The 24,418-nt window shown below is 69.3% G+C and carries 21 protein-coding genes; 5 read left to right on the top strand and 16 right to left on the bottom strand.

Features of this window, described 5'->3' with window-relative positions:
* Nucleotides 1-67: 67 nt before the first annotated feature.
* Nucleotides 68-1,609 (top strand): helix-turn-helix domain-containing protein, encoded by a 1,542-nt coding sequence (locus ASG73_RS11195; RefSeq protein WP_055994936.1) that lies wholly within the window; start codon nucleotides 68-70, stop codon nucleotides 1,607-1,609.
* 134 nt (nucleotides 1,610-1,743) lie between these two features.
* On the opposite strand, the gene ASG73_RS11190 is transcribed toward ASG73_RS11195, so the two are convergent.
* Nucleotides 1,744-3,216 (bottom strand): GntP family permease, encoded by a 1,473-nt coding sequence (locus ASG73_RS11190; RefSeq protein ID WP_055994933.1) that lies wholly within the window; start codon nucleotides 3,214-3,216, stop codon nucleotides 1,744-1,746.
* 176 nt (nucleotides 3,217-3,392) lie between these two features.
* Here ASG73_RS11190 and ASG73_RS11185 point away from each other — a divergent pair, with 176 nt between their 5' ends.
* Both ASG73_RS11185 and ASG73_RS11180 read left to right on the top strand, forming a co-directional pair.
* Complete coding sequence (locus ASG73_RS11185; RefSeq protein ID WP_055995996.1) at nucleotides 3,393-4,172, top strand: 3-hydroxybutyrate dehydrogenase; 780 nt, start codon at nucleotides 3,393-3,395, stop codon at nucleotides 4,170-4,172.
* Nucleotides 4,173-4,197: 25 nt separating this feature from the next.
* On the top strand, nucleotides 4,198-6,051 hold the full coding sequence (locus tag ASG73_RS11180; RefSeq protein ID WP_235499435.1) for a helix-turn-helix domain-containing protein: 1,854 nt from the start codon (nucleotides 4,198-4,200) through the stop codon (nucleotides 6,049-6,051).
* Nucleotides 6,052-6,101: 50 nt separating this feature from the next.
* Here ASG73_RS11180 and ASG73_RS11175 read toward each other — a convergent pair whose 3' ends face one another.
* From ASG73_RS11175 to ASG73_RS11125, 11 genes are all read right to left on the bottom strand, one after another.
* On the bottom strand, nucleotides 6,102-7,028 hold the full coding sequence (locus ASG73_RS11175; RefSeq protein WP_055994927.1) for an alpha/beta fold hydrolase: 927 nt from the start codon (nucleotides 7,026-7,028) through the stop codon (nucleotides 6,102-6,104).
* Complete coding sequence (locus ASG73_RS11170; RefSeq protein ID WP_055994923.1) at nucleotides 7,025-8,059, bottom strand: branched-chain amino acid ABC transporter permease; 1,035 nt, start codon at nucleotides 8,057-8,059, stop codon at nucleotides 7,025-7,027. Before ASG73_RS11170 ends, ASG73_RS11175 begins: the two co-directional genes overlap by 4 nt.
* Entirely contained in the window at nucleotides 8,056-8,940 is an 885-nt protein-coding gene (locus ASG73_RS11165; RefSeq protein WP_055994920.1) for a branched-chain amino acid ABC transporter permease, read from the bottom strand. The genes ASG73_RS11170 and ASG73_RS11165 overlap by 4 nt, the downstream gene beginning before the upstream one ends.
* Nucleotides 8,937-9,695, bottom strand: coding sequence for an ABC transporter ATP-binding protein (locus ASG73_RS11160; protein ID WP_235499434.1), 759 nt, complete (start codon nucleotides 9,693-9,695; stop codon nucleotides 8,937-8,939). The genes ASG73_RS11165 and ASG73_RS11160 overlap by 4 nt, the downstream gene beginning before the upstream one ends.
* A complete protein-coding gene (locus ASG73_RS11155; RefSeq protein ID WP_055994917.1) occupies nucleotides 9,692-10,426 on the bottom strand; it encodes an ABC transporter ATP-binding protein in 735 nt (244 codons plus the stop codon). The genes ASG73_RS11160 and ASG73_RS11155 overlap by 4 nt, the downstream gene beginning before the upstream one ends.
* Complete coding sequence (locus ASG73_RS11150; protein WP_055994914.1) at nucleotides 10,423-11,625, bottom strand: substrate-binding domain-containing protein; 1,203 nt, start codon at nucleotides 11,623-11,625, stop codon at nucleotides 10,423-10,425. Before ASG73_RS11150 ends, ASG73_RS11155 begins: the two co-directional genes overlap by 4 nt.
* 177 nt (nucleotides 11,626-11,802) lie before the next feature.
* Complete coding sequence (gene dxs, locus ASG73_RS11145) at nucleotides 11,803-13,665, bottom strand: 1-deoxy-D-xylulose-5-phosphate synthase (RefSeq protein ID WP_055994912.1); 1,863 nt, start codon at nucleotides 13,663-13,665, stop codon at nucleotides 11,803-11,805.
* Between the two features lie 90 nt (nucleotides 13,666-13,755).
* Complete coding sequence (locus tag ASG73_RS11140) at nucleotides 13,756-14,199, bottom strand: hypothetical protein (protein WP_235499433.1); 444 nt, start codon at nucleotides 14,197-14,199, stop codon at nucleotides 13,756-13,758.
* A gap of 175 nt (nucleotides 14,200-14,374) precedes the next feature.
* On the bottom strand, nucleotides 14,375-17,176 hold the full coding sequence (locus tag ASG73_RS11135) for an aconitate hydratase (RefSeq protein WP_055994906.1): 2,802 nt from the start codon (nucleotides 17,174-17,176) through the stop codon (nucleotides 14,375-14,377).
* A 112-nt stretch (nucleotides 17,177-17,288) separates the two neighbouring features.
* Nucleotides 17,289-18,626 carry a class I SAM-dependent RNA methyltransferase gene (locus ASG73_RS11130; RefSeq protein WP_055994904.1) on the bottom strand — a complete coding sequence of 446 codons (1,338 nt, stop codon included), beginning with the start codon at nucleotides 18,624-18,626 and terminating at the stop codon, nucleotides 17,289-17,291.
* Entirely contained in the window at nucleotides 18,623-20,584 is a 1,962-nt protein-coding gene (locus ASG73_RS11125; protein WP_055995990.1) for an APC family permease, read from the bottom strand. Before ASG73_RS11125 ends, ASG73_RS11130 begins: the two co-directional genes overlap by 4 nt.
* 87 nt (nucleotides 20,585-20,671) lie before the next feature.
* Here ASG73_RS11125 and ASG73_RS11120 point away from each other — a divergent pair, with 87 nt between their 5' ends.
* Nucleotides 20,672-21,337, top strand: coding sequence for a potassium channel family protein (locus tag ASG73_RS11120; protein WP_055994901.1), 666 nt, complete (start codon nucleotides 20,672-20,674; stop codon nucleotides 21,335-21,337).
* Between the two features lie 3 nt (nucleotides 21,338-21,340).
* Nucleotides 21,341-22,033: a potassium channel family protein gene (locus ASG73_RS11115; protein ID WP_055994897.1), complete on the top strand. Its 693-nt coding sequence runs from the start codon at nucleotides 21,341-21,343 to the stop codon at nucleotides 22,031-22,033.
* A 111-nt stretch (nucleotides 22,034-22,144) separates the two neighbouring features.
* Here ASG73_RS11115 and ASG73_RS11110 read toward each other — a convergent pair whose 3' ends face one another.
* The 4 genes from ASG73_RS11110 to dut are packed head-to-tail and all read right to left on the bottom strand — an operon-like array spanning nucleotide 22,145 to nucleotide 24,417.
* Nucleotides 22,145-22,855 (bottom strand): DUF3159 domain-containing protein, encoded by a 711-nt coding sequence (locus ASG73_RS11110; RefSeq protein WP_055994895.1) that lies wholly within the window; start codon nucleotides 22,853-22,855, stop codon nucleotides 22,145-22,147.
* Nucleotides 22,848-23,213 carry an OB-fold nucleic acid binding domain-containing protein gene (locus tag ASG73_RS11105; protein ID WP_055994892.1) on the bottom strand — a complete coding sequence of 122 codons (366 nt, stop codon included), beginning with the start codon at nucleotides 23,211-23,213 and terminating at the stop codon, nucleotides 22,848-22,850. Before ASG73_RS11105 ends, ASG73_RS11110 begins: the two co-directional genes overlap by 8 nt.
* A complete protein-coding gene (locus ASG73_RS11100) occupies nucleotides 23,213-23,935 on the bottom strand; it encodes a DUF3710 domain-containing protein (protein ID WP_055994888.1) in 723 nt (240 codons plus the stop codon). The genes ASG73_RS11105 and ASG73_RS11100 overlap by 1 nt, the downstream gene beginning before the upstream one ends.
* Nucleotides 23,935-24,417 (bottom strand): dUTP diphosphatase, encoded by a 483-nt coding sequence (dut, locus tag ASG73_RS11095; protein WP_055994884.1) that lies wholly within the window; start codon nucleotides 24,415-24,417, stop codon nucleotides 23,935-23,937. The genes ASG73_RS11100 and dut overlap by 1 nt, the downstream gene beginning before the upstream one ends.
* Between the last annotated feature and the right edge of the window lies 1 nt (nucleotide 24,418).

Genomic DNA, 24,418 nt, shown 5'->3' with positions numbered 1-24,418 from the left:
CATGTCCCTCGACACGCAGACACCACACAACCTGCATCTATCTCATATATGGGTTACCTTGGGAGGTATGTCTGATGACTATCTCGCCCGGATCGGCACCACGATCAAGGAAGCGCGTCACCGCGCTGGCCTGTCCCAGTCCGATCTCGCCACCAAGCTCGAGACCAGCCAGAGCGCGGTCGCACGGATCGAGGCCGGAGGCCAGAACTTGACCCTCGACAACCTCGCCCGGATCAGCGAAGCCCTGGACACCGAGCTCGTGGCGCTCACCCGCACCCCCAGCAGTGGCGCCGTCCACCTGAAGATCGAGGGTGGCCGGCAGCTGTCCGGTGCCATCGACGTCAAGACGAGCAAGAACGCTGCCGTCGCCCTGCTCTGCGCCTCCCTGCTCAACAAGGGCACGACGACCCTGCGCAACCTCGCTCGCATCGAGGAGGTCAACCGCATCCTCGAGGTGCTCAACTCCATCGGCGTGCAGACCCGGTGGCTGCCCGACAGCTCCGACCTGGAGATCACGCCCCCGGCGCGTCTGAGCCTGGACACGATGGACGAGCAGGCGGCGCGCCGCACCCGCACGGTCATCATGTTCCTCGGCCCGCTGCTGCACGAGTTCGAGCACTTCAGCCTGCCCTACGCCGGCGGATGCGACCTCGGCACGCGCACGGTCGAGCCCCACATGACCTCGCTGACCCACTTCGGCCTCGACGTCGAGGCCACCCAGGGCTCGTACGAGGCCACCGCCTCCGGCAAGGTCGACTCGGACAAGGCGATCATCCTCACCGAGCGCGGCGACACCGTCACCGAGAACGCGCTGATGGCCGCCGCCCGTCACCCGGGCCGCACGACCATCCGCAACGCCTCGCCCAACTACATGGTCCAGGACCTGTGCTTCTTCCTCGAGAAGCTCGGCGTGGTCGTCGAGGGCATCGGCACGACCACGCTCGTCATCACGGGAAAGAAGGACATCGACGTCGACGTCGAGTACTCCCCCAGCGAGGACCCGATCGAGGCGATGAGCCTCATCGCCGCCGCGGTGGTCACCAAGTCCGAGATCACGATCCGGCGTTCGCCCATCGAGTTCCTCGAGATCGAGCTCGCCACCTTGTCGGGGATGGGCATGAAGTACTCGCTGTCCCAGGAGTACCTCGCCGACAACGGCCGGACCCGGCTCGTCGACATCACGACGCACCCCGGTCCGCTCAAGGCACCGATCGACAAGATCCACCCGATGCCCTTCCCGGGTCTCAACATCGACAACCTGCCCTTCTTCGCACTCATCGCAGCCTGCGCGGAGGGCACCACGACGATCCACGACTGGGTCTACGACAACCGCGCCATCTACCTCACCGAGCTCAACAAGATCGGCGGCAAGGTGACGCTCATGGACCCGCACCGCGTCCTGGTCGAGGGCCCCAACCGCTGGCGCGCCAACGAGGTCACCTGCCCGCCGGCGCTGCGCCCCGGCGTGGTCGTTCTGCTGGCGATGCTCGCCGCGCCGGGCACGTCGTACCTGCGCAATGTCTACGTCATCCACCGCGGCTACGAGGACCTGGCCGAGCGCCTCAACGCGCTGGGGGCCAGCGTGCAGCCCTTCCGCGACATCGGCTGAGCACCACCACCACGCACGACGAAGGCGCCGCCCTGAGGAGCTTGCTCAGCAAGCGTCACGAAGGGGAGGCCCCCACCGGATCACCGGTGGGGGCCTCCCTTCGTCATGGGCGACACGTGCGCGTGGGCGCTCGATCAGAAGCTGCCGAAGATCGTGCCGAGCACGATGATGACGATGAGCGCGAGCACCGGGACGAGGATCGCGACGACCGCGATGTCCTTGTAGGACTGCCGGTGGCTCAGGCCGCAGATGGCGAGCAGGGTGATGACGGCGCCGTTGTGCGGCAGTGCGTCGAAGCCACCGGACGAGATCGCCGTGACCCGGTGGACCAGCTCCAGGGAGATGCCCTGGGAGATGGCCATCTCCTTGAACTGGGTACCGAGCGCCTCGAGCGCGATGCTCATGCCGCCGGACGCCGAGCCGGTGATCCCGGCCAGGACGTTGACCGACAACGCGAGCGAGACGAGCGGGTTGCCCGAGACGCCCAGGACCGCGTCCTTGATCGTCGTGAAGGCCGCCAGGGAGGCGATGACCGCCCCATAGCCGACCTCGGAGGCAGTGTTGAAGATCGGCAGGAGCGAGCCCATCGTGCCCTCGTTGACGGCGCCCTTGACGTCGCCGATACGGGTCCAGTTGGCCGCCAGGACGATGGCGATCGAGGCCACCAGCGCGACGATGATGCCCCAGATGCCAGCGACGTCGTCGATGCCGACCGAGCCGTAGGCGTCCTGCTTGAGGTAGTCGAAGTCCATGCCGGGGAAGATCCAGTTGACCAGCGCGTAGTTGAGCGCGATGACGACGACGATCGGGAGGAAGGCCAGGGCCCACGGGACCGTAGGGCGCTCCATGATGTGCTCGTCGGCCTCGGAGGACTCGGTGGTCGCCGCAACCGGCGCCTCGTCCCCGGTCTCCACGTCCTTGTTCTTGCCGCGTCCGAAGAAGCCGCCGCCCTTCATCACCGGCGGCTCGTAGATCTCCCCGGCCGCGACGAGCTTGCTCGAGCGGTGGTTGAGGTAGGCGACGCCACCGCCGAACATGATCAGGCCGGCGATCAGGCCCAGGCCGGGGGCGGCGAAGGCGTTGGTGCCGAAGTACGGCGAGGGGATCGCGTTCTGGATCGCGGGCGTGCCGGGCAGCGCCGTCATGGTGAAGGTGAAGGAGCCCAGGGCGATCGTTGCCGGGATGAGCCGCTTGGGGATGCCCGACTCCTTGAAGAGCGCCGCCGCGATCGGGAAGACCGCGAAGGCCACGACGAAGAGCGAGACACCGCCGTAGGTGAGGATGCCGCAGGCGAGGACGATCGCGAGGATCGCCCGCTGGGCACCGATCTTGTCGACGATGAAGTCGGCGATCGCCTTGGCCGAGCCGCTGACGTCCATCACCTTGCCGAAGATGGCGCCCAGGAGGAAGAGGGGGAAGTAGGTCATGGCGTACTTGCCCAGGGCCGGCATGAAGACCTGGGTGTAGGTGGCCAGCATCGGGCCGCCTGCCATGAGGGTCGCCAGGAGGGCGAGCAGTGGGGCGAGGATCAGCACGTTGATGCCGCGGTAGGCCAGGTACATGAGCAGGCCAAGCGACAGGATGATGCCGATGAGTCCGAGGGACATCGGTGTCTCCTACAGTCGAGTTCAGGACGCGACGTCGAGCGGGCGACGTCACTGTGGCTTGACCGATGGTGGCACCCTCGATCCGAGAACAACGCGTGTGCCGCCACACCATCTGCGGCAAATCATGTGGTGATGGCCCATGCGCACGTCGAAGGTCGACTCATACGTTGCTCGTCATGACCCACTCCCACATCACCCTCGCTCCGGACCTGACCGGCCGTCATGTGATGGTCACGGGCGCCGCGAGCGGCATCGGGGCGGCCTGCGTGGCGGCCTTCGCGTCCGCCGGGGCCCGCGTCACCGCCGTCGACCTCGACCAGGGTGGCCTCGATCGTCTCGCCGACGAGCTGTCGGGGCTGACCGTGACCCCCTGCCCCGCTGACCTGGCTGACCTCGACGGGCTGGCCGACCTCCCCGGTGAGGTCGATGTCCTCGTCAACAACGCCGGCATCCAGCACGTGAGCCCGGTGCACGAGTTTCCGGTCGAGAAGTTCGACCTCATCCAGAGGTTGATGCTCCAGTCACCCTTCAGGCTCATCCGGGCCAACCTCCCCCACATGTACGAGCAGCGCTGGGGCCGCATCGTCAACATCTCGAGCGTCCACGGGCTGCGGGCCAGCGCCTTCAAGTCCGCGTACGTCTCGGCGAAGCACGGGCTCGAGGGCCTGAGCAAGGTCGTGGCGCTGGAGGGAGCCGAGCACGGGGTGACGAGCAACTGCCTCAACCCCGCCTACGTGCGCACTCCCCTCGTGGAGAAGCAGATCGCCGACCAGGCCCGTACGCACGACATCCCCGAGGAGGAGGTGCTCGAGCAGATCATGCTCGCCCCGGTCGCCCTGAAGCGTCTGGTCGAGGTGGACGAGGTCGCTGCGCTGGCACTCTTCCTCTGCTCCACGGCGGCGACGAGCATCACCGGATCATCGCTACCGCTGGACGGCGGCTGGACTGCCCACTGATTCCCTCATGCCTAGGATGCAGAGCATGCCCAGCGACGAGCCCCTGACGCAGGTCACCCACCTGCTCGAGCTCTTGGTGTCCGATGTGCCGATCGCCCAGCTGGCCGATGCCCCCGCGCCGGAGGCGGCCAAGGACCTCGCCCTGCGCATCGGGGGGCTGCGCGAGACCCACCGGCGAAGGGAGTCGGCCCAGTCCGCACTCCTCGACACCGCACGGGAGCTCGCCTCCGAGTCGAGCCCGTCCATCGTCCTCGAGGCGATCGTGCGTCGGGCTCGGACCCTCCTGGGCACGGACCTGGCCTACCTGACCCTCTACGACGCCGACGCCGGCGACACCTTCATGCGGGTGACAGACGGGTCGGTGTCCGCGGACTTCCAGTCGCTGCGGCTGTCGCTCGGTGACGGTCTCGGTGGTCTCGTGGCCTCGACCCACAAGCCGTACTGGACGGCGGACTACTCGTCGGACCAACGCTTCAGCCACACCTCCACGATCGACCACGGTGTGGGCGACGAGGGCATCATCGCCATCTGCGGCACGCCGCTGATCGTGGAGTCCACCTTCGTCGGAGTGCTCTTCGCTGCCAACCGCACGCCGCGACCCTTCTCCCACGCCGAGATCGGCCTGCTGGGCAACCTGGCGGCCCTCGCTGCGATCGCCATCGTGCAGACGCGGGCACTCGCCGACGCCGAGCACGCGCTCGCGGCGCTGTCCGAGGCCCACGACATCGTGCGGCAGCAGGCCGTCGGCGTGGAGCGGGCAGCGGCCGCCCACGACCGGTTTGCCTCCGTCGTCCTCGAAGGTGGGGGTGTCGGTGACGTCACGCAGGCCCTGGTCGACCTGCTCGGAGGGTGGGCCGTCCTCTTCGACGGTGCCGGCGAGCGCCGCAGCGTCGCCGGAGTCGCCCCGGAGGCCGAGAAGGATCCCCTCCTCGCCCATCCGGTCGTGGACCGGGCCCGTCACGAGGTCGGTCGACTCGTCGAGGACGACGGCATCCACGCCATCGGCGTCATCGCCGCACACGAGCAGCTGGGGACCCTCGTCGTCGGTGCACCGGATGCCCTCGAGGACGCCGACCAGCGCACGGTCGAGCGCGCTGCCGTCGTCACGGCCCTCGTCCTGCTCTTCGAGCGTCAGGCCGACGATGCACGGCAGAGCGAGCGCGACCGCGTCCTCGCCGACCTCCTCACCGCGCGCGGCGGCCGCGACGACCGCACCGGGTACCTGCGCTCGGCGTCGGTCGAGCCGCGGGACCCGTGGTGCCTGCTCGTCGTGCGAGGCGGTGACCCCACGCAGCAGCGGGCGCTGGCCCTGACCGTGAGCACGATCCTCGGAGACGGCACGCTCGTGGGGACGCACGAGGACAGCATCGTCGCGATCGTCCCCGGTGAGAATCCCGACGCCCTGGCCCGAACATTGGCCGAGCGGGTCACCAGGGGCCCGCAGATCACCGTCGGTGGGTGCGGGCCCGTCGGCGACGTCGACGACCTGCCGGGTGCGCTCGAGGAAGGGTCCCGCACGGTGCGCGCGCTCGTGGCGCTCGGCCGGGCGGGGACGGGCGCCGCGGCCACCGAGCTCGGTTTTGCCGGGCTCATCGTCGGGGCCGATCCTGATGTCCACGACTACGTCCGCTCGGTCCTCGGCCCAGTCCTCGACTACGACGACGAGCGCGGCAGCGACCTCGCGGGCACGCTCGTCGCCTACTTCGCGGCCGGATCCAGCCCGAGGCACGCCGCCGGTTCTCTCCACGTGCACGTCAACACGGTCGCCCAGCGCCTCGGCCGTATCGCGGCCCTGCTCGGCGACGACTGGCAGCACCCCGACCGCGCCCTGGAGATCCAGCTGGCCCTGCGCATGCGCCGCCTCCTCGAGTCCCCCTGAGCCCGCCACCTGCGCGCCGCCCGACCGGACCGCACGCCACTGCCCCGCAGTCAGTCCAGGGCGCGATCGACGGCATCGGCGACTGCGGTCAGCCCCTCCCCCTTCAGGATGACGTCGTAGTGGTTGGCGTCGGTCTCGTGCGTCACGAGACCGACGGGCAGGTCGAGGGCGGCGAGCCGCCCTTCGTCGTACAGACCCTGGGGCTCGTCCTGCAGGCCGCGTCGGGCCCACACCAGCTCGACGCTGATCCCCTGCTCCACCGCCCGACCGGCGGCCGCGTGGGCGGCGGGGTCGGCGAGGACATCGGCGCCGTCTGCCCGCACGGCATCGAGGACGCACGAGCTCATGGACCGCCCATCCCCCTCGGGCGCAGCCATCAGGTCGTGGTCGAGGTAGCGCCGCACGATCCCGCCGACCGGACCCTCGAGCAAGGGCCCGACGGCCGGGTGCTTCGCCCAGAAGGCGAGATGGTCTGCCTCGTCGTCGAAGCGCATGGACAGTCTGTCCATGGCCGGGCCGATGACCGCTTGGAGGGCCGCATCGACATCCAGGTCCGGGGGCGGAGGGAAGGCCAGCCCCCCGTCGACGAGCACGACCGACGGGAAGAGGTCGGGTCGCTCCGCAGCCGTGAGAGCGACGACGAAACCGCCCATCGAGTGGCCCACGAGGATCGGGTGCGTGCCGAAGACACCGGCGACGGTGGCCAGGTCCACGGCGTGCGCGGCGAGACCGTAGGGCCCCGGCGCCTCGCGGCTGGCCGCCCGACCACGCAGGTCGGGCGCCAGCACTCGCACGGCTCCCGGTCCGTGCCGACGGTGCATCTCCTCGGCCAGGCCCGCCCAGGACAACCCGTTGGCCGTGATGCCGTGGACGGCCAGGACGACGGGAGCGTCGGGTGCGGCTGCTCCCACCGTGAGGTCGTGGATGGCCAGGCTGCCCACCGGCAGCTCGATGACGAAGTCCGGGTCGTTGGTCATGCCCTCTCCTTGCGCAACAACCGCGCGCCGAGCCCGGTCAGGCCCTGCGGCGCGAAGTACACGACGATGATGAAGAGCACGCCGAGGATGAGCAGCGGCTGCCCGAGGAGGCGCTGCACGATGTCCGGCATCGCTCCCAGCGCCGAGGAGCTGCTGAACTCGACGAGCCGGGAGTCCAGGTAGTGGTAGACGAAACCACCGATGACCGCTCCCCACAGGCGGCCCGCGCCGCCGAGGACGACCATGACGAGCAGCGCGAGGGTGAACTCCGTGGTCGTCAGGTGTGGGGTCGAGCCACCGAGGACGATGGCGTGGACGATGCCACCGAGCCCACCGATCAGGGCGCCGACGACGATCGCGAGCAGCTTGACCTTGTAGACGTCGTAGCCGAGCACCGCCGCACGGGCCTCGTTCTCCCGGACCGCGGCCATCGCATGCCCGGCCCGCGAGCGCACCAGGAGTGCCACGAGTGCCCAGGCGATGACGACGAAGCCCAGCGCCAGCCAGTACCGGTACGGAGCGTTGTGCACCCCGACGAGCAGCTGAGGGATCGCCGAGCGGTCCAGGACCAGCCCTTCCTCACCACCGGTGAGGTCGCCCGGGTTGCGCAGGACGATGATCGACGCCGCCTGGGCGAAGGCCAGGGTCACCATCGCGAAGGCGATGCCTCCGACCCGTAGTGCGATCCCTCCGACGACGAGCGCCAGGACGAGCGTGCTGGTCAGCGCCACGACGATCGCCAGCGGCAGCGGCAGGTCCCACGAGGAGAGCGATATCGTCAGCAGGTAGCTGCCGGCAGCGACGAAGAGCGCGTGCCCGAAGCTCAGCAGGCCGGTCCGTCCGAAGATCACGTCGTAGCTGAGGGCGAAGCCCGCGAAGATGAAGCAGGTGGCCAGCAGCGTCAGCGACCCGGGGCCGTTGACCCGACCGGGCAGGATGCCCGGGATCGTCACCGTCACGTACGGGAGCACGACGAGGGCGACCAGGACGACCAGACCCGGCAGGGCCTTGATCAGGGATGTGGCTCTCATGCGTGACCACCCTTCATGGATGCGGGCCGAACGAGCAGGACGACGGCCAGGAGCAGGACGACCGACAGGTCGCCCACCCCGCTGGCGGCGTAGTAGTTCGCCATCTGCTGCACGAGCCCGACGGCGACGGCTGCCACCGCGGTGCCGGGGAGCGACCCCATACCGCCGATGACGACGACGATGAAGGCGTAGATGAGCAGTGACCCGCCCTGGGCCGGCGAGACCGACCCGGCGTACTGCGAGTACAGGACTCCCGCGAGCGCCGCTGCGGCGCCACCCATGGCGAAGACGATGGTGAAGGTGCCCTGCACGTTGATGCCGAGCGCCTCGACCATCGTGCGGTTCTCCACCCCGGCCCGGATGATCAGACCCAGGCGCGTGTAGCGCAGCAGGGCCATCAGTCCGGCGAAGACGAGGAGCGCGACGACGACGAAGAGCAGTCGGTCGTTGGGCAGGTGGGCTCCACCGATGTCGGTCGTCGACGCCATCCAGGTCGGCTTCTGCACCGGCTTGGGGTCGGCGGACCACACCGCTTGGGCCACGGCGACCGCCGCGAGCGAGAGGCCGACGGTCACCAGCACCTGCTGGATGTGGTGCTTGTAGAGCGGCCGGATGAGGCAGACCTCGACGACCGCCCCGATGAGGGCCCCGACGACGAGTGCCACGACGACCGCGAGGACGAGCCGGACGCCGACGGACATCCCATCCGGCAGCCGTTGCATCGTCTCCCAGCCGGCATAGGCACCGAGCATCATGAAGGCGCTGTGGGCGAAGTTCAGCACGCCCATGAGTCCGTAGATGAGGCTCAGGCCGCTCGCGGCGAGGAAGTAGAGCGCACCGAGGCCGAGCCCGGTGGCGAGGATCAGGATGAGCTCGCTCATGCGGCACCGTCCCGTCGCATCGCGACGCCGAGGAGCTCACGGGTCAGCTCCTGGTCCGCGATCAGGTCGGCTGCCGAGCCTGCGTGCACGACCTGTCCGGCATCGAGGACGATGACGGTGTCGGCGATGCGGCGCACGAGGGGCAGGTTCTGCTCGACGAGCAGGATCGGGGTCGCCTCGGCCACCTCGGCGAGAACATCCGCCACCTCGGTCACGAGCTTGGGCGCCAGGCCCTTGGTCGGCTCGTCGATGAGGAGCAGACGGTTGTCCCGCAGCAGCACCCGCGCGAGCGCGACCATCTGCTGCTGACCCCCGGAGAGGGTGCCGGCGCGCTGCGCCCGACGGGTCACGAGGTCCGGGAAGAGCTTCTGGACGATGGGCGCGTCGGTCCCGGTGCTCGGGTCGACGAGGCGCAGGTTCTCCTCGACGGTCAACCCCCCGAAGACCTCACGGTCCTCGGGGACGTAGCCGATGCCCTCCCGCACGATGCGGGTCGTGGTCCGGGTCTGGATCTCCTCACCGTCGAGCACGATGCGCCCGGTGCGGGGGGCCAGACCGATGAGTGACTTGAGCGTCGTCGTCTTGCCGACGCCGTTGCGCCCGAGCAGTGCGGTGACGCCGGTCGCTGGTACCTCGAAGGAGACCCCCTGGAGGATGTGCGAGCCGCCGTAGCGCACGTGCAGGTCGTCGACCGTGAGCACGGGTGCGGGGCTCCGTGTGGTCTCCACCGGCGGTGCGCTGGTCTCGTCGTTCACAGCGCTTCTCCCAGATAGGCCTGTTGCACGCGTTCGTCAGAGGTGACCTCGGTCGGGCTCCCGATCGCCAGGAGCTGCCCGTGGTGGAGGACTGCGACCCGGTCGGCCAGGCCGAGCACCACGTGCATGTGGTGCTCGACCATGGCGACGGACACCCCTTCGTCCCTGACCTCGCCGATGATCTCGGTGAGCCCGTCGACGTCCTCGGCCGAGACTCCGGCCATCGGCTCGTCGAGCAGGAGGACCGTGGGGTCCGAGGCGAGTGACATCGCCAGCTCCAGCTTGCGCCGGTCGCCGTGCGAGAGGTCCCGCGCGAGGGTCTCCCCCTTGCCCGGCATCCGCACCCGTTCCAGGAGTGGGTCGATGCTCTCGGTACCCGTGGCGCTCGCGGGGTGGAAGGGCGAGAAGGGGGCCGAGCCGGTGGCCTGGATGGCCAGCCGGACGTTTTCCCTGGCGGTGAGCCCGTCGAAGAGGGCCGAGGTCTGGAAGGACCGGGCCAGGCCGCGGTGGGCGCGGCGGGTCGAGCTCATCCTCGTCACGTCCGCCTCCCCCAGGGTGACCCGGCCGGTGGTCGGCCGGGTCACCCCGGAGAGGATGTTGACGAGTGAGGACTTGCCCGCACCGTTGGGTCCGATGATGCCGAGCAGCTCACCGGTCCCGACCTCGAGCGAGATGTCCTCGAGGATGCGTGCTCCACCGATGCGCCACCCGATCCCGGTGGCGGCGATCACTTGGACTCGGCGAGGGGCGGGGCCACCTCGGCGGCGTCGATGGTCTTGCCCAGGACCGGCACGTAGTTCGTGCCGTCCTTCTTCAGCGAGACGGTGAACATCGGCTGGAGCATGGCGTGGTCCTCGGCGCGGATCTCCATGTCGCCCTTGGGGCCTTCGAATGTCCAACCCTCGAGGGCGCTGACCATCTTGTCGGGGTCGTTGCCACCCTCCTTGACGGCCCGGACGACCATCTGCGCGGCGACGAAGCCGTCGTTGCTGAAGAGGTCGACCTCGTCACCCTTCTTCTTCAGGCCGTCCTCGAGCGCCGTGTACGCAGGGTTGTCAGCCGCGCCGGCGAAGAAGTGCGACAGGAAGTCGATCTTGGTGCTGGCCTCACCGAAGAGCTTGTGCGTGGGCTTGATGTCCAGGCCGGTGACGACCTTGGTCTCGTCGAAGACACCCTGCTGGGAGAGCGTGCTCCACATCGAGGTCGCGTTGTCCCCCGCCCAGGCGACGAAGAGCAGGTCCGGGGAGCCGCTCTTGATCTTGGTGGCGAAGGGGGTGAAGTCCTTCGCTGCCGCCGGAGCCTCGATCGCGGTGACCGTGGCGCCCTTGTCACCCAGCACCGCCTTGACCGCGTCGACATTGGCCTTGCCGAAGGCGCTGTCCTGCGCGAGGACGGTGACCTTCTTGCCCTTGACGTCGCCGAGCATGGTGCCCGCGGTCGCGACGTCCTGGTAGGTCTGTCGACCCGAGCGGAAGGTGTAGTCGTTGGCGCCGGTGATGCCGTCGACGGCGGCCGGGCCGGAGATGAAGAGCACCTTGTTGTCCTGCGCGAGCGGGGCGACCTGCAGGGCGACGCCCGACGCGGTCGATCCGGCGAGGATCTTGGTGTCCTGTCCGATGAGGTCGGTCGCGGCGGCGACGGCCTTGGCCGGGTCTCCCGCGTCGTCCTTCTCGGTGATCTCGATCGTGCGACCGTCGACCTCGCCCGTTCCGTCGGTCGCGTAGTCCAGACCGACGTCGAAGGCGGCCTTGTACTGGGCGCCGTACGTGGCGAGCGGACCGGACTTGCTGTAGACGAGACCGACCTTGACCGGGCCCTCGCCCGCGTCACCCGAGGCGCCGGAGTCGCCGGCCCCGCCCGGGGTGCCGCACGCGGCGACGGTTGCAGTGACAGCGATGCTCGCCAGGGCGAGCTTCCACGAGTTGGACATGAGCGTTCCTCCACCTGCGGTGAGCGCTCGCGCCTTTGCTGCAACGAGAACCGTTGACGCTCAACCGATGGGCAGAGTCAATCGGGGCAAGGCTCCCGCCGGTGTGGATGGTCGAGACACATTCGCCCGGCCCTCATGTCCTGCGACGACACGCGGAGAAGGGGGTGGCAGCGCGCCTCAGAGGTGGGTGCGCAACCGCTCCACGATCGGGTCGGGAGTCAGGCCCACAGTCTCGAGCACCTGGGCTCGGGAGGCGTGGTCGAGGAACTCCTTGGGCAGGCCGAAGCGGTGCACGGGCACGGCCAGACCGGCCTCGTCGAGGGCGCGCGCGACCTCGGCACCCACCCCGCCGGCGACATTGTTGTCCTCGATGACGGCGACCCGACCGGCGCGGCGGGCGAGGTCGACGAGCGCGGTCGGCACGGGCAGGACCCACCGGGGATCCACGACCAGGGTCGAGTGGCCCTCTGCAGCAAGCTTCTCCGCGACGGTCGCCGCGGTCCCGGCCATGGAACCGATGGCGACGAGGAGGACCTCGGGGTCGACGGCAGGGTCCCCGGAGAGCACGTCGAGACCGTCGATGGTCGCCGTGGCCTCGATGGGGTCACCGACGCTCCCCTTCGGGAAACGGATGACGGTCGGTGCGTCGTCGACGTCGGCCGCCTCACGCACGGCGAGACGGATCTGCTGCCCGTCGCGGGGTGCGGCCAGCCGCAGGCCCGGGACCAAGGAGACGAGGGACATGTCCCACATGCCGTGGTGACTGGCGCCATCAGGACCGGTGACGCCGGAGCGGTCGAGGACGAAGGTCACGCCCGCCTTGTGCATCGCGCAGTCCATGAGCAGCTGGTCGAAGGCACGGTTCAAGAAGGTCGCGTAGATCGCGACGACCGGGTGCATGCCGGCGAAGGCCAGACCGGCGGCCATCGTCGTCGCGTGCTGCTCGGCGATACCGACGTCGAAGATCCGGTCGGGGTACGCCTCGGCGAAGGGCTGCAGGCCCACCGGCATCATCATCGCCGCGGTGATCGCGACGATGTCGGGCCGCTGCGCGCCCAGACGGAGCATCTCGTCACCGAACTCGTCGGTCCACGAGCGTCCGGAGATCTCCAGGGGCAGACCGGTCTCCGGGTTGATCTTGCCGACGGCGTGGAACTGGTCGGCCACGTTGTTGTAGGCGTGCTCGTAACCACGCCCCTTCTGCGTGATGACATGCACGAGGACCGGCCCACCGAAGGCCCGCGCGCGGCGCAGGGCCTGCTCGACGCTCGCCTCGTCGTGCCCGTCGACCGGACCCAGGTACTTGATGCCCAGGTCCTCGAACATCCCCTGCGGCGCCCAGAAGTCCTTGGCGCCCTTCTTCATCGAGTGGAAGGCCTGGTAGGCCGCCCGCCCGACGACGGGCGTGCGGTGGAGCTTGTCCTTGCCCCAGTCGAGGACCTGCTCGTACTGGCGGTTGGTGCGCAGCATCGCGAGGTGGTCGGCGAGCCCGCCGATCGTCGGGGCGTAGGAACGCTCGTTGTCGTTGACCACCACGACGAGCGGGAGGTCCTTGCGGGCGGCGATGTTGTTCAGCGCCTCCCAGGCCATGCCGCCGGTCAGCGCGCCGTCACCGATGACCGCGACCGCGTGGCGCTCCTCGCCACGCAGGCGATAACCGGTGGCGATGCCCTCTGCCCACGACAGGGAGGTCGAGGCGTGGCTGTTCTCGACCACGTCGTGCGGGGACTCGGCGCGGCTCGGGTACCCGGACAGCCCGCCGCGGGTGCGCAGCCCGCTGAAGTCCTGGCGTCCCGTGAGCAGCTTGTGCACGTAGGACTGGTGGCCGGTGTCGAAGACGACGGTGTCGCTCGGCGAGTCGAAGACCCGGTGGATCGCGATGGTCAGCTCGACGACCCCGAGGTTGGGTCCGAGGTGTCCCCCACTGCGCGAGACCTCCGCGACGAGAAAGGTTCGGATCTCCTGCGCCAAGGTCTCGAGCTGCTCCGCGGGGAGTCGCTTGAGGTCGGCGGGAGAGGTGATCGTCTCGAGGACTGCCACGCTGGCGTTCCTTCCGGGGGTCGGGGACCGCACGAGTCTACGTCTCACGTACTGGGAAGTGGCTGTGACCCTGCCCGCACTCACCGCGCGTCACAACCGCTCGACGAAGATGCTCCCGTCCATCGCCTCACGGATGAGCACGATGGCGCGCTGAGCGGCCCGCAACCGCAGCCCTTCGTGCTCGAGGCAGACGAGCAGCGCGTCGAGCGTCCCGTCGGGCAGGGACTCGGCCAGGTCGACCCGCACCGTGCGATAGGCCTGCCGCATCGCCTCGACCTGCGCGGCGACGTGCTGCTCGGTCAGCCAGGCCAGCGCTGCCGGGTGGCGGCGCAGCACGGCGTGCCCGCGGTAGTCGGGTGGACACAGGTCGAGCAGCCACGAGACAGCCGCTGCCTGCCAGTTGCGCACGCTGGGCGGTGGGACGCGGTCCGGCCACCCCGGAGGTCCTCCTGCCGCCCTCCCGGCAGCGGTACGCGCCCCGGGCGACCCTGGCAGCGCCGTCCGTACCGGAGGAGCCGCCGTGTGATCGAACATGTGTTCGAGTGTACGCCGTTCCGGCGACATGACGAAGGGGGCCGCCCAACCGGGCGACCCCCTTCCTCACGTTCCCTGAGGACCCCTCACGTTCCCTGAGGATCGATCACGTTCCCCGAGGGTCCCTCACGTTCCCTGAGGAGCTTGCGCAGCAAGCGTCTCGAAGGGTCGGACGTCAGCTGACCAGCGACCGCAGCACGTACTGCAGGATGCCGCCGTTGCGGTAGTAGTCCGCCTCGCCGGGGGTGTCGATGCGCACGACCGCGTCGAAGGTGACGGGCTCGCCACCCTCCTTGGTGGCGGTGACCTTGACCGTCTTCGGGATCGAGCCCTCGTTGAGGGCTGCGATGCCGGCGAAGTCGAAGGTCTCCGTCCCGTCCAGGCCGAGCGACTCCGCGCTCTCACCTGAAGGGAACTGGAGCGGGATGACGCCCATGCCGATGAGGTTGGAGCGGTGGATGCGCTCGTAGGACTGCGCGATGACCGCCTTGACACCGAGCAGGACCGTGCCCTTGGCCGCCCAGTCACGCGAGGAGCCGGAGCCGTACTCCTTGCCCGCGAGGACGACGAGCGGGATGCCCGCCTCGATGTACTTCTCCGAGGCCTCGAAGATCGTGGTCTGCTCGCCACCGTTCTGGAAGTCGCGGGTGAAGCCACCCTCGACGCCGTCGAGCAGCAGGTTCTTCAGCCGGATGTTGGCGAAGGTGCCACGGATCATGACCTCGTGGTTGCCACGACGCGAGCCGTAGGAGTTGAAGTCCTTGCGGTCCACACCGTGCTCGGCGAGGTAGACGCCCGCCGGGCTGTCGGCCTTGATCGCACCGGCCGGGCTGATGTGGTCGGTGGTGACCGAGTCACCGAGCAGTGCGAGCACCCGTGCGCCAGAGATGTCCTCGACCTGGTCGAGCTCCATCTTCATGCCGTCGAAGTATGGGGGCTTGCGCACGTAGGTGGAGTCTTCTGCCCACTCGAAGGTGTTGCCCTCCGGCGTCTCCAGCGAGGTCCAGCGCTCGTCACCGGCGAAGACGTCGGCGTACTTCTCGACGAACATCTCCTGGTTGACAGCGTGGTCGATGACGTCCTGCACGTCGGCCGGCGCGGGCCAGATGTCGGTGAGGAAGACGTCCTTGCCCTCGGAGTCCTGACCCAGCGGCTCGGACTCGAAGTCGAAGTCCATCGTCCCGGCCAGGGCGTAGGCGATGACGAGCGGCGGCGACGCGAGGTAGTTCATCTTCACGTCGGGGTTGATGCGCCCCTCGAAGTTGCGGTTGCCCGACAGGACCGAGGTCACCGCGAGGTCGCTGGCGTTGACCGCCTCGGAGACCTCCTCGATGATCGGGCCGGAGTTACCGATGCAGGTCGTGCAGCCGTAGCCGACGAGGTGGTAGCCCAGCTTCTCGAGGTAGGGCCACATGCCGGCCTTCTCGTAGTACGAGGTGACGACCTTGGACCCGGGGGCCATCGAGGTCTTGACCCAGGGCTTGACCTGCAGACCGCGCTCGACGGCGTTCTTCGCGAGCATCGCGGCCGCCATCATCACCGACGGGTTGGAGGTGTTGGTGCAGCTGGTGATCGAGGCGATGACGACGTGACCGTGGTCGATCTCGACCTCGGTGCCGTCGATGACCACCTTGGTGGGCTTGGAGGCCCGGTCACCGTTGGTCCGCTGGGCGGAGTGCTCCGGACGGCCAGCCGACTCGGAGGCCTCGAGCGCGTCGTGGCTCGGCGAGTCGGACGCCGGGAAGCTGTCCTTCAGCTCCTCGTCGACCGAGGACTTGACGATGCCGTTGCCGTCGACGACGTAGTTCTTCAGGTCGCCACGGAACTGGTGCTTGGACTCGCTGACCGAGATGCGGTCCTGCGGACGCTTCGGCCCGGCGATCGACGGGACGACCGTCGACAGGTCGAGCTCGAGGTACTCGGAGAAGCGCGGCTCGACGGCTGGGTCCAGCCACATGCCCTGCGTCTTGGCGTAGGCCTCGACGAGCGCGACCTGCTGCTCGGAGCGGCCGGTGAGGCGCAGGTAGTCCAGCGTGACGTCGTCGATGGGGAACATCGCGGCGGTGGAGCCGAACTCGGGGCTCATGTTGCCGATGGTGGCGCGGTTGGCCAGCGGCACGGCCGCGACACCCTCGCCGTAGAACTCGACGAACTTGCCGACGACACCGTGGTCGCGCAGCATCTCGGTGATCGTCAGCACGACATCGGTCGCGGTGGCGCCGGCCGGGATGTTGCCGGAGAGCTTGAAGCCCACGACGCGCGGGATGAGCATCGACACGGGCTGACCGAGCATCGCAGCCTCGGCCTCGATGCCGCCGACGCCCCAGCCCAGGACACCCAGGCCGTTTTCCATCGTCGTGTGCGAGTCGGTGCCGACGCAGGTGTCGGGGTAGGCCACGCCGTCGCGCGTCATGGTGACGCGGGCCAGGTGCTCGATGTTGACCTGGTGGACGATGCCGGTACCCGGGGGGACGACCTTGAAGTCGTCGAAGGCCGTCTGGCCCCAGCGCAGGAACTGGTAGCGCTCGTTGTTGCGCTCGTACTCGAAGTCGACATTGCGCTCGAAGGCGTCGGCCGAGCCGAAGACGTCGATCTGCACGGAGTGGTCGATGACCAGCTCGGCGGGCGCGAGCGGGTTGATCTTGGTCGGGTCGCCACCGAGCTCGGCGACGGCCTCGCGCATGGTGGCCAGGTCGACGACGCAGGGCACGCCGGTGAAGTCCTGCATGATCACGCGGGCGGGCGTGAACTGGACCTCGATGCTCGGCTGGGCGTCCTTGTCCCAGGACCCGAGCGCGTTGATGTGATCCGCGGTGACATTGCTGCCGTCCTCGGTCCGCAGCTGGTTCTCCAGCAGGACCTTGAGGCTGTAGGGCAGGTCCGCAGAGCCCTCCACCGCGTCGAGGCGGTAGAACTCATAGGACTCGTCACCGACGGTGAGCTGGTCCTTGGCGTTGAAGGTGTTCGCACTGGCCACAGTCGACTCCTCTGTCGTAGTTATCTTGACGTCAAGATAAAACTATCACAGGGCCGTGGACACCGATCCGTCGGCCCGCTCGCTCCCACTCTTCCCCAAAACCGCCCAACCGTCACGGGGTGAGGGTCTCCCCCTTCGCCTCGAAGGTCGCCACGCACTCGACGTGATGGGTCATGGGGAAGGCGTCGAAGGCCCGCAGGCCGGTCATCGCGAACCCGAGGTCGGCCAGGTAGGCGGTGTCTCGGGCCAGCGCTGCCGGGTCGCAGGCGACGTACACGAGACGACGAGGACGAAGGGAGGCGAGCGCCCCGACGATCTCGCGGCCAGCCCCGGTGCGGGGCGGGTCCAGGACGACGACATCGGCGCTGGGCGGCAGCAGGTCGGAGCGTGCCGTCCGCCCGCGGGTACGGCCGCGACCGTTGCGACCCCCCTTCGAGCCCTTGGGTCCCTTGCGGGCGATGCCGAAGAGGTCGTCGACACGACCGGGGACGACGAGCGCCTGCGGCGTCGCGGCGAGGTTGTCGCGCAGGTGGTCGACCGCCCGACGGTCGGACTCGATGGCCACGAGCTGACCGTCCGACCCGGCCGCCTCGGCGAGCGGGACGGAGAAGAGGCCGACGCCGCAGTACAGGTCGAGCACGCGCTCGCCCTCCTGCACGTCGGCAGCCGTGAGGACCGCCTCGACGAAGGCACGGGGGGCATCGCGGTGCACCTGCCAGAAGCCGCGGGCGTCCACGCCCATGACCCGCTCCCCCGCAGGGGTGGCGACGCGCTCGGTGACGGTGATGGGTGGCGTGGGCCCGTCCGCCGGGACCTCCACGACGACCGTGTCGTCCTCGGCCGACGGGACGACCACGTCCAGGGCAGAGATGCCCGTGAGCGCTCCCTTCGCCTGCGCGGTCTCCTCGAGCGTCTCGGCCAGTGCCTCGTCGATGCCGGGGACCGAGATGGGGCAACCGGTCAGCGGGACGATGTCGTGGCTGCGGTGGCGACGCAGCCCGACCTTGCCGTCGCCGACGGCGAACTCGACCCGGGTGCGGTAGCGCAGCCCGTCGGCGTCGTCGAGCGGCTCGACGACGACCTGACGCTCGAGGCCGGCCAGCCGCTGCAGCTGCTCGGCGACGACGCGCGCCTTGAGGTCACGCTGGTGACCCGTGGCCACGTGCTGGAAGTCGCAACCGCCGCACCCACCGGGGCCGGCGACCGGGCAGCGCGAGTCCACGCGGTGCTCCGAGGCCTCGGTGACGGCGACCGCGTCCGCGCGCAGGAATCTGTCACCGGGGCCCCCTTCGGTGATCCTGGCCCGCACCCGCTCCCCCGGCAGCGAGTGCCGGACGAAGAGGACTCTGCCCTCGTAACGAGCCACGCAGTGGCCACCGTGCGCCACGGGTCCCACCTCGACGTCGATCTCGTCGCCCACGGTCAGGTCATCTGCTGCTGGTCCGCTCATGCTCCACCTCGTCGTACGTCGCCCGCTACGGGGCCGTCCATGCGTTCCTCGGCTCCAGCCGAGCTCGCGAGCTGCCAGGGCACCGAGGACACCATGACACCCGGCGTGAAGAGCAGTCGACTGCGCAGGCGCAGCGCCGACTGGTTGTGCAGGGCCTGTTCCCACCAGTGCCCGAGCACATACTGCGGGATGTAGACCACGACGAGGTCGCGCGGGTTGCCCGAGCGGATCGACTTGACGTAGTCGACGACCGGACGAGTGATCTCCCGGTAGGGCGAGTCGAGGGCCTTCAGCGCCACCGGGATGCCCCTGCGGTCCCACTCGTCCTGCAACTCCCTGGTCGCCTCCGCGTCGACATCGACCGTGACCGCTTCCAGCCGCGAGGGCCGGGTCGCCGAGGCATAGGCCAGCGCTCGCAGGGCCGGACGGTGGATGGTGCTCACGAGGACGATGGCGTGCACGCGCGAAGGGAGGAGCTGGTGCTGGGTGTCCCCCTCCGGCACGGAGAGCTCCTCGCTCACGTGGCGATAGTGCCTGCGGATCGATCCCATGAGCAGGAAGATGACGGCCATCGCGGCCATCGCGAAGCCGGCTCCGTGGGTGAACTTCGTGACGACGACAACGACCAGGACGGTGCCGGACATCGCGGCCCCGACGGCGTTGATGGCACGCCGGCGCTTCATGGACCGTTGCTCGGAGCGGTCGCTCTCGACGGCCAGGTGACGGTTCCAGTGCCGCACCATGCCGGTCTGGCTGAGGGTGAAGGAGACGAAGACCCCGACGATGTAGAGCTGGATCAGTCGGGTCACGCTGGCGTCGAAGATGATCACGAGCAACCCCGCCGCACCAGCGAGCAGGATGATGCCGTTGGAGAAGGCGAGCCGGTCACCGCGCGTGTGCAGCTGACGCGGCAGGAAGCCGTCGCGGGCCAGGATCGACCCGAGCACGGGGAAGCCGTTGAAGGCGGTGTTGGCCGCGAGGACAAGGATGAGCCCGGTCACGACCGAGACGAAGACGACGCCCGCCGGGAAGCCGTCGAAGACCGCCGTCGCGACCTGCGCCATGACCGTGTGCTGCACATAGCCGTCACCGACGGGGACACCGTTGTTCAGCAGCTGGTGCGCCGGGTCGTCGGCCATCTTGACCCCGGTCCACGTGGCCAGGGCGATCATCGACAGCAGCATCGTCACCGAGACGGTGCCCATGAGGAGCAGTGTCGTCGCGGCGTTCTTGCTCTTGGGCTTGCGGAAGGCGGGCACCCCGTTGCTGATCGCCTCGACACCGGTGAGTGCCGCAGCGCCGGAGCTGAAGGCGCGCAGCAGGAGGAAGGCCATCGCCAGGGTGCCGAGCTGCTCCATCCCGGGCTCGGGAGCCAGGGTGAAGCCGGCGCTCTCGGCCGAGGGGAGGGTGCCGGACGTCCGGCGGACGACGCCCACGAGCGCCATGGCCAGGATGGCGAACATGAAGAGATAGGTCGGGATGGCGAAGGCCTTGCCGGACTCACGCACCCCACGAAGGTTCATGGCGGTCAGTGCCGCGATGAGCAGGACCGCGGCCAGCACCTCGTGACCACGCAGCCAGGGGAAGGCTGCAGCGGCGTTCTGCACACCCGAGGAGATCGACACGGCGACGGTCAGGACGTAGTCGACGAGCAACGCGCTCGCGACCGTCAGCCCGGCCTTGGGACCGAGGTTGGTGCTGGCGATCTCGTAGTCCCCGCCGCCTGAGGGATAGGCGTGCACGTTCTGTCGGTAGCTCGCGACGACGACCACCATCACCGCAACGACCGCGAGGGCGACGGGCCACGAGTGGGTCATCGCGAGGGCACCGCCAGCCAGCCCGAGGGTCAGCAGGATCTCGTCCGGCGCATAGGCGACCGAGCTGAGGGCGTCGCTGGCGAAGACGGGAAGGGCGAGGCGTTTTGGAAGGAGGGTCTCGCCGAGGTGATCGCTGCGCATGGCGCGGCCGACGAGGACGCGCTTGATCAGTCGTCCGGAAGACACCGTGTGAGTGTAGGCCCGTCCGAGGAGGGGTACCGTCAACCCGTGCACTTCGTCATCATGGGTTGCGGCCGCGTCGGCGCCTCGCTCGCTCGCTCACTCGAACGCCTCGGCCACGACGTGGCGGTCGTCGACCAGGATCCCATTGCCTTCCGCCGCCTCGGCAGCGAGTTCAACGGCCGCCGCATCGCCGGGGTCGGCTTCGACCGCGACACCCTCGAGCAGGCCGGCATCACCCAGGCATATGCCTTCGCCGCTGTCTCCAGCGGTGACAACTCCAACATCCTCGCCGCCCGGGTGGCACGCGAGACCTTCGGCGTCGAGCACGTCGTCGCGCGGATCTACGACCCCGACCGGGCGCAGGTCTACCAGCGCCTGGGCATCCCCACCGTGGCCACGGTCCGCTGGACCGCTGACCAGGTGCTGCGCCGGATGCTCCCCCAGGGCCAGGCCTCCGAGATGACCGACGCGTCGGGCCGGCTCGTCGTCGCCGAGATCCAGATCTCGTCCGCGTGGGTCGGCCGTCGTCTGACCGCCATCGAGGAGGCGACCGGGGCGCGGGTCGCATACATCACCCGTCTGGGCGAAGGCGTGCTGCCGGGCCCGGACACGGTCCACCAGGAGGACGACCTCGTGCATCTGGTCATCCGCAAGGAGTACGTCCACGACGTCGAGCGCATCCTCGACGGCCAGCCCCCGCAGGAGGACTGAGGCATGCGCGTCGCCATCGTCGGAGCCGGCTCAGTCGGCCGGTCCATCGCCCAAGAGCTCCTGCAGAACGACCACACCGTCCTGCTCATCGACAAGGACGCCAACGAGGTCCGGGTGGCCAAGCTGGCCGAGGCCAACTGGCTCTCCGGCGACGCCTGCGAGCTGTCCACGCTGCAGGAGGCCGAGATCCAGTCCTGCGATGTCGTCGTCTGCGCGACCGGTGACGACAAGGTCAACCTCGTCGTGTCGCTGCTGGCCAAGACCGAGTTCGGCGTCCCCCGCACCGTTGCCCGGGTCAACAACCCGAAGAACGAATGGATGTTCGACGAGTCCTGGGGCGTGGACGTCGCCGTGTCGACCCCGCGCCTGATGACCGCACTCGTCGAGGAGGCCGTCAGCGTCGGCGATCTCGTGCGCATCTTCGACTTCCAGCAGGGCAATGCGGCGATGGCCGAGATCACCCTGCCCGCGGACAACCCCAACGTGGGTCGCCGGGTCGGCGACATCACCTTCCCGATCGACACGTTGCTCGTCGGCATCATCCGCGACGGCCGTCCCATCGGACCGACCCCGGACGACTCCCTCGAGGCGCACGACGAGCTGCTCCTGCTCACCACCACCGAGGCCGAGCCGGAGCTCGAGGCGATGATGCGTCCTGGCAGCAAGAGCCGCCGGCGCCCCACCCCTTCGTCCTGACCCACCCCGACGCCGCCTCCTCGAGGTCATACCGAGAAACCGCACGACCTCAAGGTCGTGCGGTTTCTTGTGGGCCGTGGGCGACTCGGGAGGTGCCGCGGACGAAGGGGGTCAGCGCGACCAGACGTCGACCGGCTGGACGAGATCGTCGTCCGGGTCGATCGGGGTGTTGCCCTTGAGGAGCATCGCGCCCATGATCGCCACGGCGCCCGCCCACAGGGGCCAGCCGAGGACGACCTTGGAGATCGTGAGCCCGGCAACATTGTCAGCGAGGTAGAGCGGCCCCATGATGCCGACCCGGATGGCGTAGACCGCGACGAGGACGAGGGTCAGTCGGCTGCACACCTTGACCGCGGCCGCATTACGGCGCCAGCGGAAGGGGTCGCCCGCGGCGACGGCCGCCTGATCGGCGAGGCCCACCATGAGCCCGACGGCGGGCCAGCGCAGCACGACGGACAGCACCGTCCCGACGAGATAGGCGCAGGACGTGAGGATCCCCGGGAGGAAGGCGTCCTGGGCGTCGCCCGAGCGCAGCGCGAAGAAGGCCGCCAGCCCGGTCGCGATGATCGACCCAAGGACGAACTGGAGGGTCTGCCTCTGGACCAGGCGGACGAGGCCGAGCACCACCGTCAGTGCGGCGGCGGCCCCCAGGGAGATGGTGCGGTCCTTGGTGGTCGACCACGCGATGACGAAGACGAGCATCGGCATCGCCGCCTCCAGCGAACCGCGCAGCCCACCGAATGCCTCACCCAGACGATGGCGGATGAGGGCCTCGACCGTCGGGTGCATGGGCTCGGCGATGCCGTCGGGCTGCTCAGCCATGGTGCGGGAGGAGCTCGTACGCCGGGTTGAAGATCACGGCTGAGCCGTGCGGCCGGCACAGGAGTCCGGTGGCCTTGAGATAGGCCCCGGGCTCGATGCCGTGGATGCTGCGTCGCCCCAGCCAGACGAGCTGCACCGTGGCGGACCCGTCAAAGACCTCGGCCACGAGCGCAGGGACCGTCGCCCGCGGGCGCAGGGTCACAGCCGTGAGGGTGCCCGCGATCGTCACGAACTGCCGGTCGACCTCGTCCGTGATCGGCGCACACCCGTGGGCGGTCGCCGCCTCGCGCAGCTCCCCTGCCGCGACATCGTCATCGGTGCGAGCGAGGTCGACGAGCCGACGCAGCAGGGTGGGCATCAGCGCACCTCGGTGATCTCGGGTCCGCGTTGGAAGGGCTTGAGGTCGTCGACCTGAGCGTCGCCGTCCTCCTCCACCGGGTCCTGCCCGCTGGGAGCAGTGGGCATCTGGAGCGGGAGCATCTCACGCGGGGCGCGGGGCTCCTCGCCGCGCGAGACCACGATCGAGCGCATGACCTCGTCGAAGCGTGCGCGCGTGCTCTCGTCGACGGCAGCCGCACCGGAGTACACCGCGCGCAGGAACCACCGCGGGCCCTCGGCCCCGGCGAAGATCGCGGGAGCGAAGACGGTGCGACCCTGGGGTCCCGGCTGGGCCAGCCGGGTGAGCAGCTCGGCGCCGAAGGGACCCTTGGCCTGCTCGACGGTGCCGCCGTTGCCGGTGATCTGGGCGGCGATCTCGTCGCGGATGTCGTCCCAGATGCCCGAGGACCGGGGCGCCGCGAAGACCTGCACCTGCACGGCGCCGTCATCGTCGGCAATCTGCACGGCCGTGACGTCATTGGTGCCCTGGTCCACCTCGAGCCGCAGCTCGGTACCGCTGGAAGGTGCGAGCAGGATCGACCCGAGATCGACGAGGGAGCTGGTGTCAGTGACGTCAGAGATGTCCCGGGGGCCCTGTGCCGGCGCGTCCTCGCTCGGTGCCAGGTCAGCACCGTCGGACGCGGTCGTCGTGTCGGGCTCGGTCGCCTCGTCAGCTGCGTTCTTCTTCTTGCGCCCGAACATCATTCACGTCCTGTCGTCGACTGTGGGCCGAAGCCCCCGCTGGATCCATGTCCAGTCTCGCCCCGCTTGCTGGGTGGAAGCGAATCGACGGGGAGGAACTCCCCTTCGCCCACTTCCTGGAGCACGAGCTGGGCGATCCGGTCCCCCACCCGCACCGTGAAGGACTCGGCCCGATCGAGGTTGACGAGGTTGACGAGGATCTCACCCCGATACCCCGAGTCGATCGTCCCGGGCGCGTTGACGACCGAGATGCCATGGCGGGCCGCGAGGCCCGAGCGCGGGTGGACGAGTCCGACCCAGCCATGAGGTAGGGCGATCGCCACCCCCGTGGGTACGAGAGCACGCTCGCCCGGAGCGAGGGTCAGCTCGGCGACGGACGTGAGGTCCGCGCCCGCGTCGCCGTGCTTGGCGTATGAGGGCAGGACTGCGTCCCGGTGCAGCAGCTGCACCGGGAGCGCGATCTGACGGGGGCCGTCAGTCACG

The organism is Janibacter sp. Soil728 (assembly GCF_001428305.1).
Lineage (GTDB): Bacteria > Actinomycetota > Actinomycetes > Actinomycetales > Dermatophilaceae > Janibacter.
The sequence above is the reverse complement of the archived record's forward strand: the minus strand, read 5'-3'. Positions and strand labels throughout refer to the sequence as shown.